This is a genomic window from Paenibacillus sp. MAH-35, assembly GCF_058135425.1.
The window spans coordinates 17,385-31,332 of the sequence record NZ_JBYUPU010000051.1 but is presented as its reverse complement, the minus strand read 5'-3'; the positions used below and the strand labels follow the sequence as shown (position 1 = coordinate 31,332).

Genomic DNA, 13,948 nt, shown 5'->3' with positions numbered 1-13,948 from the left:
GCGTCTGCGGCTAGCCAACATCAGATGACGGCAACTTCCTCCGCTCTGCCGGTTTCGTGGGAGCGATATGCGGCATCGACGACGGCGGAGACGGTTTGGGCATACGTTCCCGTTATCGACAGCTCCGAGCCTTGCCCGATGGCGTTCAGCAAATCGTCCCACTGCGGGGCGAACGGTTCGCCCTTTGCGCCTGTGTCGACAAGTTCGTAGCCGTTTGCACCGCTGATCCAAAGCCCTTTTCTCGCCGCGATTTTCAGCGCTCCGTCCGTAAACAACAGCTCCGTCTCATTGGCCGGCGGCACGCCGCGATAGCCGAAGAGCGAGACGGAAGCCGTCGCTCCATGCGAAGTGCGCATAAGCAAGCTTGCGCTTCCTTCGACATTGCCCCGTTCGCCGTAAAACGTCAGCTCCGCTTTTACGCTCGTTATTTGGCAGTCCGTCAACCACTGGATTTTATCGATCGAATGACTGCCGATATTGATGACGATCCCTCCGCCGGAAGTTTCCTTATCCAGAAACCAGGCCGGACGCTTCTCGTCGAAATAATACCCGTAGCGCCGATCGATGATCGTCACGAGCCTCCCCAGCTTGCCAGACTGAATCAGTTGCTTCGCTTTCACATTTTCCGCAAAATAATGCTGCATATGTCCCACGGCCAGCACAATGCCGCAGCGGGCAGCCGCAGCGTTGATATCCGCGCATTCGCGCGCATTCATCGCCATCGGCTTCTCCAGCAGCACGTGGCACCCTTGCTCCGCGCACCAAATTGCCGCTTCTTTGTGCAAAACATGCGGCAGCGTAATAACGACAATGTCGGGTTTCTCCGCCCGCACCATCGCCCTGTAGTCCGTGTAAGGCTTGATCGCGTAAGCTTCGGCCGCCAAGCGGGCCCGCTCCCCGGAAATATCCGCGACGCCGACAAGCTCGGTTCGTTCGCTTGCCGCAAGCGTCCGCAAATGAAGGCCCGCGATCGTCCCCGCTCCGACGACAACTGCACGTAAAATATGCATCTCTCCATCTCCTCTATATGTCGGGGAACAAGTTTCGACGTGTTCCCCGGACTTCTGTATTTGCTACTTCTGCAAAATAAAACTTCCTCTTTATTTCCTCGCGTTTTCCTCGATGATTTTGGTTGCTTCCTCTTCAATGGTGCGGAACGCGGTGTTCATGTCCGTCTGGCCCTTGACGATGACTTCGATCTGCTTGGAATACAGCGCTGCAATGGCCGCATCGCTGACCGTCATTTCCGGGAAAGCCGCAAATTTATTATAATTGACCGCATTCCAGTTTTTCCCTGCCGGTTTCGCTTCGGTTGCGAATACGCGCTTGATCGCATCCGTCTGCTTCGGCACGAGATAACCAAGCTTGGCGAGGTCGCCGAGAACTTCATCCGAGACCATATACTTGATCACATCTATCGCCGCTTCCCGATTCCGGGTCTGGTTCGTCAATCCCCAAAGCGTCGAGTTCATCGGACTGCCGGTTTTCGGCGCTTCCTTAAAGCTCGGCAACGCTACCATATCCCAATTGACTTTTTCCTCCTGCAGCGCCTTGTCGATAATGCCGATATTGGCATTGAACAAAAGCATCGCCGTGTCGCCTTCGGTCAGATTTTTCGCCCCGCCGCTGAACGCCTTGTTGTTCGACTTGAGCGCATCATTCAGAACAGAGTTGCCGTAAATAATCTGGAAGTACGAGCGCCAGCGCTCATCGGTATTGATCGTCGGCTTTTGCGTTTTCGTGTTAACCAACGGGATCGATAACTGATTCGTTGCCGTCATAATGCCGGTATTTCCGGCGAATCCGTAGTATTGTTTCCCGCCCTCGTTGCGGGTCATTTTGGCCGCGAGCTGCATCGTCTCCTCCCAGCTCATCCCGTCCTTCGGATAGGCTACGCCGAATTGGTCGAACAACGTTTTGTTGTAAAAGAGCACATGGTTGATAGCGCTTCCGCCCGGGATGCCATACATGCCGCCGTCGGAAATGCTGCGGACGTAGTTAACCAATTGCGGTTCGAAATCCGTCGTCTGAACGCCGGCCTGCTTGAGCAGCGGCTCCATATTGTACTGCAGCTTGTGAACGACTACATCGTTCTCGAAGACGGTCGCGGCGCGACCGATAATATCGATCGGCGTCCCGTTGGTTAGCAGATCGGTAATCGTCGATCCTTTCGTAGCCTGGTTATAGCGGTTAATCTTGTAGTCCGGAAACTTCTTGGCCAGCCGTTCGAGAAATTCCGGCGTAATCGTCGCATCGGGTGTCACGAGATTGATCTCGACCGGACCGCTCGGCTTCGCCGGCGCAACCGGCTCCGTTCCTCCGGCCGTCGCTTCTCCCGCTTCCGATTTACTTCCGGCTCCTCCACCGCAAGCGCTCAGCATGGCCGCCGTTCCCATACCGATCATACCCAGCTTCAACCACCTATTCATGTTTTTCATGGGTCAACCCCCTAATTTGAAAATTTGAAATTCTCATTGTAAACTTCCGCCCTGCCTACTGCTCCTGCTTCGGACCCGACAGCCGCTCGATCAGCCGGGCGTCCGATCCGTTGCTTCATCCGCTTTGTTACCGCTTTCATTTTGCCGCCGGCATAAGCCGTCAGCGAGGCTGCCGCCAGTACGGAGGCAAGCAGCCATCATCGATCCCTCCACAAGTTCAGTCGCCCGCTTCGCTCGCGCCCGCCCGCGTTTCGTCGGACAACGCGCTGCGAATCCGGTCGCACAATTCGTTTTCGTCAATCATATCGGCCAAATACGCTTTCAATGGTTGAAATATTTTGGGCAAAGACATAACCGGGATGCCCAAATCGCTATGGGTGCGGTAGGAAAACATCATCTCGCGAAATAACGCGTAACGCTCCGGGCGGTTGATGCCGACAGACGTCGAGGCGGCCGGCGAATAAGTGGGCAATTGCGTGCTCGGAATGCTGAGCGTATGCTCGTAAATGTAATTCTGCGCACCGGCCGAAACGAAATAATCGGCCAGAAGCCGCGCTTCTTCCTTGTGTGCGGACTTGGCGCTTATGCCGATGCCGAGAACGATAATAAGCGTCCGCGGCTCGTAAATGAACGGAACCGGCGCCACATCGTACTCCAGATTCGCATGTTTCCACAAGTTCAGCCCCATGTAGGTGTTCAAAATCATCGACAGCTTGCCTTCCTCGAACATTTGCATAATATCGCCATTGCTCTCGGACAGAAACAGCGGGAACGCCTTCCGGTTATGAATGATCCGTTTGTACACCTTCATGCTCTCCAGCAGCCGGGTGCCGCGCAAATCGTTCAACTGTCCTGCGTTCCATTCGAACCGTTCACCGCTTTGCAGCATAAAAAGAGGCCATCGATTCATATCCTGCGCGTGAAAGCTGAATCCGTATCTGCCTTTGCCATCCGACAATTTCTCTGCACAGTCGAGCAAGTTGTCCCATGTCCAGCTTCCGTCCGGCTCCATCAGCCCGCATTCGCGGAAATGCGCTTTGTTGTAGCAAAGCACGATCGGCGAGAACACGACCGGCCTCATGTACAAGCTTCCCTCAACCACAAACTGCCTGGCAAGTCCCGGATACGTGTCCTCGCGCCCGGTAAGCGGCTCCAGCTTCTTAATGGCTCCGTCCTCGACCATGCTCTGAAACTGATAATTATCCACCATCACCAAATCCGCGTCCCCCGTATTCCCTTGCCCATCAATCTTATGGGTCTCCACCGAAATCCACGGAAATTGCCGGTGGAAGTTGTCCAGCAGCCCGGAAAGCTCGAGATTGCGCTGCGCAACGTTGTTGCGGGCCAGCACCAGCTTCACCGGAGGACGTCCGGCCGCCACCCGGTTCCCGATTCTCGGCACCTTCTCGATCCAGCCTTCGCGGACGAGCGTTTCCAATGCCGTGCGCACCGCGTTGTTGCTCATGCGGAATCGTTCCATCAGCGTACGCTCCGTCGGCAAATATTCGCCTAGGGCATAGCGGCCTTCGATCATTTCGTTGCGCAGCGTACCGGCAATTTGCTCCAGTTGCCGGTTAAATTGTTCCTTGGTCGGTCGTATCCCCATAATTCAACGCTCCAATGTCGGTCATTTCAACTACCGCTTAGTTTATCATGAACTTATACGTCCCGCCTCCCTGTCTGCATGAGTAACCCCTGAAACCGCCTTTTGACTCTAAAAAGTGTAGTTAATATGTGAGTCAAGATTAAAAACAAAACAATAACAAAGAACAATTTCATCATAAATGACCGAAAAACGGATGTCAATCCATATTTATGTAAGTCAGAATGATAAATTATAAATATTATAAGAGTCAAATAATTGTATTAGAAAAGCCCGTATTATACGCTGTGGAGGTTGCGGTATTGGGAGGAACTCCTCTTCATCGCATTGGAAAATACCCGACTCGGGTAATAGGCGTTCTGGTAGCCGGTTTGTACACAATCGTTTCGTCCGTTTATTGCCGCTCCGCTCATATTTTTTCAACAGCCAGGACATCGAGCCGAGGGTGAAGCCACGTCCTTCCGAAATCTGAACGAGCGTCTTCCCCGAATCGAGTTCGTGTTGCAGCAGCTCCTACTTAAGCTGGCGAACGATTTTGCGAACCCGCATGTCAGGAAGTGGATCGAAGCGAAAATCGCCTTACTAGATGAGTAATTCCATAATTTTACGCGGAAATTAAAGAAGCCCCTTCAATGGGAAAGGGGTAGAAGCAACTCGTTTGGCTTAACAAGAATAAGCAGAAAGCCGAAGCTTGGTGTTCGTGCGGTTCCAGTAAATAGGCACGATTGGACCAAACATATTCTTATTCGATGCGGTATTCTCATAGCAGACGCTGCAGCCGTCAAGATTTATGCTCGTAAATAATATCCGCGCCCCTTTTCGCCCGAGGTGCCCCGAACCGGGCGGCCGCCATACCGGCAAGAGCGTATACGACCAGGAATAATACCATAAAGCCGGCGGAGTACCGGTACATGACCGCATAATTCGATACGGACGAGATCGCCCCGAGTATCATCGCCCCTGCCGCGACGCCCAGATCGGTCGAGTTGTAATACATGCTGTTGGCCGCCCCGTGCCGCTCCCGCGGCGTTACCCGCAGCATCCACGCCTGAATGGTCGGCTGAATCGCTCCGAAGCCGAGCCCGTACAGCAAGGCGGACACAAACAGCATCGGAATGGTGTGCGCGTACGACAGCAGAAGCAAGCTGGCAATGACACTAACCGCGGCCGGGACGAGAACCGCTCCATGACCTTTCCGGTCGAAGATTCTGCCGGAGATCGGGCGGATCAAAATGATCGTAATCGCGTTAAATAAGAAAAACAGTCCGATCTGCTCCAGCTTCACCGATTCTCCGTACAAAGCGATAAAGCTGAGCAAACCGCTGTAAGTGACGGCCAAAATAACATTAAGCAAAGCGGGAAATAATAACTTCGTATTCCATCTCGGTTTCTCGCCCGGCTGGTTCGTCTGATTGCCCTGAAAGCGGGCCACGGACGCTGGTGCAGAGTCCGTATTGCGCCTGGAATCGGCCGGCGCCGCACGAGTCAGCAGCAAAAGCGGAAAAATCAAAATAATGGCAGCCGACCCCATTATGGAAAGCGTGCCGAAGCCGGACAAGTTCATCACATTTAACCCGATCATCGGCCCGACGGACATCGCCAGACTGGTTGACAATCCGAAATAACCGATCCCCTCGCCCATTCTCCGGGACGGGATGATCTGGGAGACGAGCGTCGGAATGATCGTGCTCGCCATTCCGAAGCCTACGCCGTAACCGGCGCGCATAAGCAGCAGCCCCCCTACCGAACCGGCATATATATAAATACCGGTCGTCACGGCGGCTATAGCCAGCCCGGCATACAAAATGACGTTGCGGTGCACGTAACGCATCAGAGCCGCCGTCGCAAATCGGGTTACAATCGCCGATAAAGCGAACACGCTTGTCGTCAAGCTGACGGTCAGGTCTCCGGCCTCGTATTCATTTTTGACATAGGCGGGGAACGAAGACAGCAGCATCTGCAAATTCAAAAACAATAAAAACGAGCAGATCGTCAAAGCGACGAACGGCTTCGTCCATAGTCTCGCTGATTGTTCTGGTTGCATTCGAATCTTCTCCTACTCTTGGTCTGTCAGTTCGGCAGCGCGGTGATTGATGCGTATTATAAGCTCCATCAGCAGCGCGTACTCTTCCTCTGTTACGCACATCTTGATTTCCTCGATCAGCTGCTGCTCGACCGGAGCCGTCCGCCCGATCAGCGACGATCCTTTGTCGGTGGCGTAGACGAGAAACGAACGCCGGTCGTTTTTGCCCGTTTGCTTATAGATGAGCCCTTTGCTCTCCAGATGATCGAGAATCCGCGTCGTCGTCGGTTTATCTTTGCAGGTGCGCTCCGCAATTTCTTTCTGAATCAGCCCTTCCGCCCGATCCACCTGATACAATACCGACCACTGCTCCGGAGTAATGTCGTATTCCTTCAACCGGTGCTGCAGCAAGTTGGACAGCTTGCGGTATGTGACGCCCATCATAAAACCGACCGACCGCTCCAGCAGGTTGACCGTTGTTGTTGTAGCATGTTCCTGTTCCATCTTGGATTCGTTCACCTTCTTATCCGAAATCGAAATCAATTAGTTGTCTATGCAATTATATTCGATGCAACCAATAAGCGCAATGGCAGATTTTCATCTCTCTTCTCCTTTCGGAAAGATCCGAATGCAGCGAACGAGCCAAGGATAAACGCCGTCTGATAAATATAAAAATCCTCCGGACCTGCCGCACCCGCGCAGGTTTCCGAAGGATTTGTTCACTTTGATTTCGAGTCCGTCAGTTTTCAATTTTCGTAAACCAGATTTGCCCTTTTGTCTGAAGCAATCTGTACAACAGCAAATCGGCCGCAACCAAAATCAGCATCAGCACGATCGCCGTCGTCGTCAAGCTTAAACCGAGACGGGACACGAGGAAAAACAACAGGCCGGCAAACGCTACGCAAATGAGCAGGTTGAACACGCTGTTCATGTTTTGCTTGACTGCCTTCTGCTCGTTATCCCAGTTCAGCACCGGGCGGAACAGGTCGACCCATACGCCAGTCAGGCAGGTGAACAGTGTGGCCGGCACCGCCAGCATCAGTAACAGTAAAATGAGCGCAATCGGCAGATGGATCAGGAAATACGCAGCGCCAAGAATCAATATCGTACCGATCATCGTAACGAGCCATCCGCTCATCACTTTGGCGGTCAGAATATGATGTACGGGCACCGGAAGGTATTTCAATACGAAAAACCCGGCCCCTTCTCTCGATATCGAAGTCGATGCCGTCGCATTCGCTCCGGAGATGAACAGGAACACGCCGACGCCTCCGGCCAGCACCATCGAACCGATCCCGCCCTGGTCGAGATACTGCGACGCTTGACCGAGCATCCCTGCCAGTTCAGGCTGGGAGAGCAGCGGAATCAGCATAATGATCGGCCACATCAGCGTCATAAATACGCAATTGAGGAAATAAGGCGGCGTGCGCAGCAAAATGCGTATCTCCTTCATCAGCATCGACCGGACGGCCGATTGCTGCACGGTCATCTTGTCCAGCTGCTGGCCGCTTAGCTGAATACGCCGTGCGGAAGATTCGGACATGCCCATGACGCCCTTGAAATAAAATTTTTGGGCGAGCGCTGCAAAAGCCGCATACAGAAGCGCCGACACCCCTGCAAACAAAACGATATACGCCAGCCCTGCGAGCTCTGATTCTTTCAGCAGCGCGTTCGCCGCGAGCTTGACGGTCGGGACCGACTGGGTCACCAGATCGAGGAACGTATTGCCTCCGCCAAGCAGCATGTTCTGGACTTCCTCCGGCGTCATCGTGCTCCGCACGGACCGCTGAATAAACAAATTCAAGCCGAGCGAGAACAAAACGGCGACCGTACCGCCGATCAGCCGAAAGCGGTCCTTGTTGCGGGCCACGCCCGAAAAACTCATGATCGCCATCGACACTACCGAAGCGACCACGAGCGGCAGGACCGGCAGCGCCAGGAACGTAACGACGGCATACACGTAATACAAAACACCGGCGCCAGCCTTGACCCCGAAGACGATCAGCAGAGGCGCCAGCAGGACGAGCTGGGTTAAATATTCGTATAGCAGCACCGTCAAAAATTTGGCCGAGACGATCTGCGACGGCTTCAAAGGCAGCGGCAGCAAATGCTCGACATCCTGCGCGAAGTAAAAGACGGTGATGATGTAGAAAATACCGAACATAAACACGACGAAACTCGTGATGGACAATCCGAGCCCCAACACGGCGCCCTCTTGTCCGATCGGCTTCAATCCGTCATACAAAAAGGCGACGAAGCCGCCCAATATGGAGGCAAACGGAAGCAAGGCGACAGCGAGCAAAATCGGCAAAAGAATATGCGTCGGCAGCTTGCCGCGCTTACCGGATTTGGAAAACTGTCCGGAGCCGTTTTTGATCAGAATGCGGGTTAACGCCAGCGTCTTATTCATTTTCCGTCAACTCCAGGAACAATCTCTCCAGGGACAGATCCGATTGGAACCGCTCCTGCATGTCCTTGAACGTCCCGCAAAACAACACTTCGCCCTTATTGATAATCGCCACCCGGTCGCACAGCTTCTCGGCCACTTCGAGCACGTGCGTGGAGAAAAAAACGGTTTTGCCCGCATCCGCATGCTCACGCATCATTTCCTTCAGCGTGTAGGACGACTTCGGGTCGAGACCGGTTAGCGGCTCGTCCAAAATCCACACCGCCGGATCGTGGATAAGCACGCCCATGATGACGATTTTTTGCCTCATCCCGTGAGAGTAACTCTGAATCGGGTCGGATATAGCCTGCGACATGTCGAATCGGCGGGCGAGCGCATCGATCCGTTCCTTGCGGGCTTCCTTCGGCACATCGTACATATCGGCCATGAAGTTCAAATACTCGAGCCCTTTCAGCCGCAGAAACAAGTCCGGACTGTCCGGCACATAGCCGAACTGCTTTTTCGCTTCGATCGGCGACTGGGAAATCTCGTGGCCGTTGATCGTAATGCTGCCTTTGTCCGGTTTGGCGATCCCCGTAATCATCTTAATCGTCGTTGTTTTGCCTGCGCCGTTCGGCCCGAGAAATCCGAATATTTCTCCGCCCCGGACAATCAGATCCAGATTGTCCACCGCTTTAACTTTTCCATTGTAGCTTTTCGTCACATTTGTCAATTCGATCATTCGTCCCGCCCCTTTCCCTGCTATTATAGCACAACGTTTTCCAAGTAACAGAAGAGGCGAAGCGGCCATTGAGAATTGCTTCTCAGGAAGCTGCGAACGGGCTGGCTTACGCCATGGATGCGGCTTCTTGACTTGCGTCCTCTTGTTCCATGATGATATTGATAATTGAACCTGAATTTCGAAAGCCCGTGGAATCAATGTTGGAGAACGAGAGAGGAAGATTCTGAACTGTAAAAAGAAGGGGATTTTCCAGTAGATTAGAGTCCTTCGAGTGGAAAAACAGACAGTTCTTCCCCCTCCCAATAAAGATGCGATCTGTCTTTCCATGTTAAGTTTTGGAAATTTTCATTCCAACTGGGCGATCCGACCCTCGATTCGCTTCCATGCGTAGCGTCCGGCGAAGTTTCGGACCAGTTTGAGCATCGTGGAACGACTGTGCCAGATCAGGACAGCCGCACAATGAAAAAACTCTTTACGGAATCGGGCAATCGTATAGGTTTGATGCACCGGTTCACAGCAATCGCGCTTGAATCGTTCAAACAGGTTGTAGGCCAGTAGTTTAACGAGCAAATCCAATTCATTCGCTTGAAAATCGCCTGTGGCAATGCGGTCGATGGAAAAGCCGTTCTTGGCTTCTTTGATGTAGTTCTCCATACAGCAGCGCTGGTTGTAGAAGCGCCACACATCAAGGGGCTCCCAGTCTAAGGGGGTCACCATCGCTTCGTGCTGCCAGTCTGAATCGAACACGATGCGGCCTTGACCGTCCCACTCGAACACTTGCGCCTTGCGGATCACGACGACACGGCGTGCCTTTTCCCAGGAGGTCGCTTTGTAGATCAAGGTGATGCCCTCGATGATCCAATCCTCGTCGACGTACCGCTTCCAGTACCGACAGGCTTGCACTTCCCGGGCCAATCGTCGGGTCCACTTCAACTTGCCGACATAGCCGATGCCCTTGCTTTCGAGTAGGGTGTAGAAGGCTTCACCGCCGAAGCCTTTGTCAAATCGGGCGTACTTGACCTTACGGTCGCCAAGCAGGCCGAAAGTCTGTTCCAGAAAGTCGACTGACTTGGTGGAGGAATGCGTATTGCCAGATCGGAGAACCGCATTCAAGTTCAAGCGGGTTTGCCCTTCAAAAGCTAACAACGGGTGATAACTCTTCCGCCCCGGCTTGTGCGAGTTCGTTCCTTTTTCGGCGCCGCCCTGATCGCCGTATACCGTTTCCACGGTAGAGTCCAGATCCAAAATGAGATCACGTGGTAAACAAGGTTGGATGATCGCTTGATTCAACGTCCGCAGTTCGGCCGGAAGCTGGGGGCACGATCGTCCAAGCCGAATCAATTCTTTGTACAGCAGACTGTGATGCGGGCAGCGTCCACCCAGAAACTGGAGCAGCAAGGCGTCGTGCTGCAAGGTACGAAAATGAAAAATACGCTGGCAGCCGAGCATCCAACCGATCAAGAGATAGATCAGAATCCGATGTACCGGAAAAATCGCGTTGTGCGCTTTTCCGCCAGAGAGACCGCTCATGGCTTGTGTGAGTTTGATTTTTTCAAAATAAGCCAGAAAGATTTTAACGCCTCCGAAAATGGTTGCGTTTTGCAATGAAAATTCGCTCTTGATTTTGTTAATGGATGTGGTAGACTTCACCTACAAGGTGCTCCTCTCTTTGGGTGATGTGTTCTAGTCAAACACCATTCTACCAAAGGTTCGGGGCACTTTTCATATTTTCAGAGAGTAGTACTTTCGAAATTCAGGTTGAATATAACGAACTTTATAGTAGTTATACGAATAGAACTGACAAATGGTTCAGTAGGTGAGCTATGAATAATAAAATTGACGAATTTATGATTTGGGCCGATGAAAAGGGTTGGGATCTCACCCGAAAATCTAATTTCCGATTAAATTTGGACGGTAGCGTTACAGCTAGATATAAAGAAATTCCGAATGAATATTTGGATTTTTTAAGCGCGATCCAACAATGCGTCTCCCCCAATGAGCAGACTTGGTTTATTTGTGAGGATGAATTCAATAGCAGCTCGGATGCTGCATTCCAATGGAACGAATGTGAAATGCTCAGCCTGGAAGCGGCCATGGATGATGAGATTTGGAAATCAGAAATAACGGCGTGGTGGGATCGTTACTTGCCCATAGTGATGTCGGTCGAGGATGGATATTCCTTCTATGCGATTGATGTAACGGAGGACCAAGGCGCTGTCGTACGCGGATCTGAGCCTGAATTCGAAGAAGTGGATAAAGTAGCAAATAGTTTTGAACAATTTTTGGAATTCATCATGTCGAATGCAATAAAGTTCCAGTGAAGAAACCAGTCCGGTTTGCGATTTTTTGCCGCCCTACTTTGACTGGTTTCCTCGAGAAAAAGGACCTCAGTCTCCGCGCTACAGCGGAATTTGAGGTCCTTTCGTTTGAAAATTGGGAAGTCACCCTGTCATAGCGACACTTTTGGCGACAGCCCTTCGTATAAGCAACACCCTGATGGGGGCTCCTCCCCTAGGCCACTTCTTGCTATAGCACCAACAGATTTGCCGCCCCCGGAGATTTCTCCCGGTTATATACCCGCATTTTCCAGCACGACCGCCATTCCTTGCCCGCCGCCGATGCACAGCGAGGCCAGCCCGTACCGGCGCCCGGTCCGGCGAAGCCCGTATGCCAGCGTCAGCAGCACCCGCGCTCCGCTCGCGCCGACCGGATGGCCGAGCGCGATGGCGCCGCCATTCACGTTCGTGACCGCACGGTCGAGCTGCAGCTCCCGTTCTACCGCCAAATACTGGACCGCGAACGCCTCGTTGATCTCGATGAGCCCCATGTCGGCCATGGCAAGTCCGGCCCGCCCGAGCGCAATCCGCGAAGCCGGAACCGGGCCGATGCCCATAATCGACGGATCGACTCCGGCGATCCCCCACGAGACGATGCGCGCAAGCGGCTGACGGCCGCGCAAGCCGTCCTCGCCCGCAATAACCAGCGATACGGCGCCGTCGTTAATGCCGCTCGCGTTGCCCGGCGTAACCGTACCGCCTTGCCGGAACGCCGGCTTCAGCTTGCCGAGCGATGCCGCGTTCGTATCGGCGCGAATCAGTTCGTCGCTGTCCGCGATCCGGACCGACTTGCCGTCGCGCACCTCGATGCCGACGATTTCCTCGGCCAATATGCCGCTCTGCTCCGCTGACGCCGCACGCTGATGACTGACGACCGCGTACTCGTCCTGCTGCTCCCGGCTAATCCCGTACCGCTCCGCCAAATTTTCAGCCGTGACGCCCATGCCGCAGCCGATGTACGCATCGTGAAGCGTCTGCTGCAGCATATCCTCCAGCACGACCGGTCCCAGCTTGGAGCCGAACCGGCTCGCAAAGTCGGCGTGAGGCGACTGCGACATGTTCTCGATGCCGCCTGCGAGCACGAGATTCGCCTCGCCAAGCCGGATGCTCTGCGCGGCGCTGACGACCGCCTGCATGCCGGATGCGCATAGCCGGTTGACGAGCATCGCCGGCGCCGTCTCGGGAACGCCCGCATGCAGCGCTACATGCCTGGCTACATAAGCGGCCGATACGCTGGAATGGATCACATTGCCATATATCGCCTGCTCGACTTCAGCCGGCTCGACACCGGCCCTCCTCAGCGCCTCAGTCGCGGACGCGATTCCGAGCTGTGTCGCGGACGTCTCCTTGAAACTTTTGCCGAAGCCGCCAAAAGAGGTTCTGGCTCCATCTAGAATATACGCTTCTTTCATTGGGCGCCGCCTCCTGTCCGGGTATCGTTCTTAACCATCATCAGCCGAATCAGCTTGCGGTCGCGCTGCTCCACAGCATCGTTTTCTCCATTCGGAGGCCCATCAGCCGCGCCGCTCGCATCATCGTCCGGATATTCAAAAAATCCGCCGCCCGATTTCACCCCAAGCCGCTGCCCGCGTACGAGACGCCGGATCGACTCGGGAGCTTCCGTGCGCGTATCCAGCTCCGGAAATAACCGGTCCGATACGCGCTCCCATACGTCCAGACCGCCATAATCGGCCGTTGCCAACGGACCGCTTAATGCCCAGCGCAAGCCCGGGCCTTCCGTCACCGCCAGATCGATCTCGCGGGCGCTGGCCACGCCGCTCTCCAGCAGGTGAACCGCTTCCCGCAGCAATGCCGCCTGCAGACGATTGGCGATAAAACCTGCGACGTTCGTACTCAGCACAACCGGCGACTTGCCGCACGCTTCCAGCAGCCGGATCAGCGGCTCCGCCGTTTGCCGGCTCGTCTGCGGGTGAAGCACGATCTCAACCAGCGGCACGAGATGCGCCGGATTGAAAAAGTGCGCCACGACAAAACGATGCGCAAACGTCATTCCTTCCACCAACTGCTCCGGCACATAAGACGACGTGTTCGAAGCGACTATCGCATCGGCCCGGATTCCGCGTTCTATCAACCGGTACAGCTCCCGCTTCAGCTCCAGCTTCTCCGGCGCCGCCTCGATTACGATCGAAGCGCCGGCCACCGCCGCCACCGGGTCCGGCGTGCATACGATCCGGTCCAGTACCCGGTCTTCAGACGGACATACGCCCCATCGTTCCGAACGAATGACAGCCACATTGGATCGTATTTTCTGCATGGCGCGTTCCAGCGCCTCCTCCGACGGATCGTACAAATAGACACGACTGCCGGATTGCGCCAACAGCTGGGCGATTCCGTGTCCCATCGTACCCGCGCCGAGGACGGCTATCGTTTGTTCCATCGTGTATACCGCTCCTTCTCTG

General features: G+C 54.2%; 11 protein-coding genes. 1 reads left to right on the top strand and 10 read right to left on the bottom strand.

Features of this window, described 5'->3' with window-relative positions; translation table 11 throughout:
- Positions 1-20: 20 nt before the first annotated feature.
- The 8 genes from AC3Y2E_RS30865 to AC3Y2E_RS30830 form a co-directional block, all read right to left on the bottom strand.
- Positions 21-1,010, bottom strand: a complete 990-nt coding sequence (locus AC3Y2E_RS30865; protein WP_379217145.1) for a Gfo/Idh/MocA family protein — start codon at positions 1,008-1,010, stop codon at positions 21-23.
- Between the two features lie 90 nt (positions 1,011-1,100).
- Entirely contained in the window at positions 1,101-2,438 is a 1,338-nt protein-coding gene (locus tag AC3Y2E_RS30860) for an ABC transporter substrate-binding protein (RefSeq protein ID WP_379217144.1), read from the bottom strand.
- A 217-nt stretch (positions 2,439-2,655) separates the two neighbouring features.
- Positions 2,656-4,044 (bottom strand): extracellular solute-binding protein, encoded by a 1,389-nt coding sequence (locus AC3Y2E_RS30855; RefSeq protein ID WP_332074561.1) that lies wholly within the window; start codon positions 4,042-4,044, stop codon positions 2,656-2,658.
- Positions 4,045-4,822: 778 nt separating this feature from the next.
- Complete coding sequence (locus AC3Y2E_RS30850; RefSeq protein ID WP_379217143.1) at positions 4,823-6,085, bottom strand: MFS transporter; 1,263 nt, start codon at positions 6,083-6,085, stop codon at positions 4,823-4,825.
- Between the two features lie 12 nt (positions 6,086-6,097).
- Positions 6,098-6,568, bottom strand: coding sequence for a MarR family winged helix-turn-helix transcriptional regulator (locus tag AC3Y2E_RS30845; protein ID WP_379217142.1), 471 nt, complete (start codon positions 6,566-6,568; stop codon positions 6,098-6,100).
- Between the two features lie 235 nt (positions 6,569-6,803).
- Complete coding sequence (locus AC3Y2E_RS30840; protein WP_379217141.1) at positions 6,804-8,474, bottom strand: putative ABC transporter permease subunit; 1,671 nt, start codon at positions 8,472-8,474, stop codon at positions 6,804-6,806.
- Positions 8,467-9,192 (bottom strand): ABC transporter ATP-binding protein, encoded by a 726-nt coding sequence (locus tag AC3Y2E_RS30835; protein WP_379217140.1) that lies wholly within the window; start codon positions 9,190-9,192, stop codon positions 8,467-8,469. The genes AC3Y2E_RS30840 and AC3Y2E_RS30835 overlap by 8 nt, the downstream gene beginning before the upstream one ends.
- Positions 9,193-9,537: 345 nt before the next feature.
- Entirely contained in the window at positions 9,538-10,842 is a 1,305-nt protein-coding gene (locus AC3Y2E_RS30830) for an IS1380 family transposase (RefSeq protein WP_379217139.1), read from the bottom strand.
- Positions 10,843-11,015: 173 nt separating this feature from the next.
- Between AC3Y2E_RS30830 and AC3Y2E_RS30825 the strand changes: the two genes are divergently transcribed.
- Positions 11,016-11,513: an SMI1/KNR4 family protein gene (locus AC3Y2E_RS30825; protein WP_379217138.1), complete on the top strand. Its 498-nt coding sequence runs from the start codon at positions 11,016-11,018 to the stop codon at positions 11,511-11,513.
- 248 nt (positions 11,514-11,761) lie between these two features.
- Here AC3Y2E_RS30825 and AC3Y2E_RS30820 read toward each other — a convergent pair whose 3' ends face one another.
- A complete protein-coding gene (locus AC3Y2E_RS30820) occupies positions 11,762-12,940 on the bottom strand; it encodes a thiolase family protein (protein ID WP_379217137.1) in 1,179 nt (392 codons plus the stop codon).
- Positions 12,937-13,926: a 3-hydroxyacyl-CoA dehydrogenase family protein gene (locus AC3Y2E_RS30815; protein ID WP_379217136.1), complete on the bottom strand. Its 990-nt coding sequence runs from the start codon at positions 13,924-13,926 to the stop codon at positions 12,937-12,939. Before AC3Y2E_RS30815 ends, AC3Y2E_RS30820 begins: the two co-directional genes overlap by 4 nt.
- Positions 13,927-13,948: the final 22 nt, after the last annotated feature.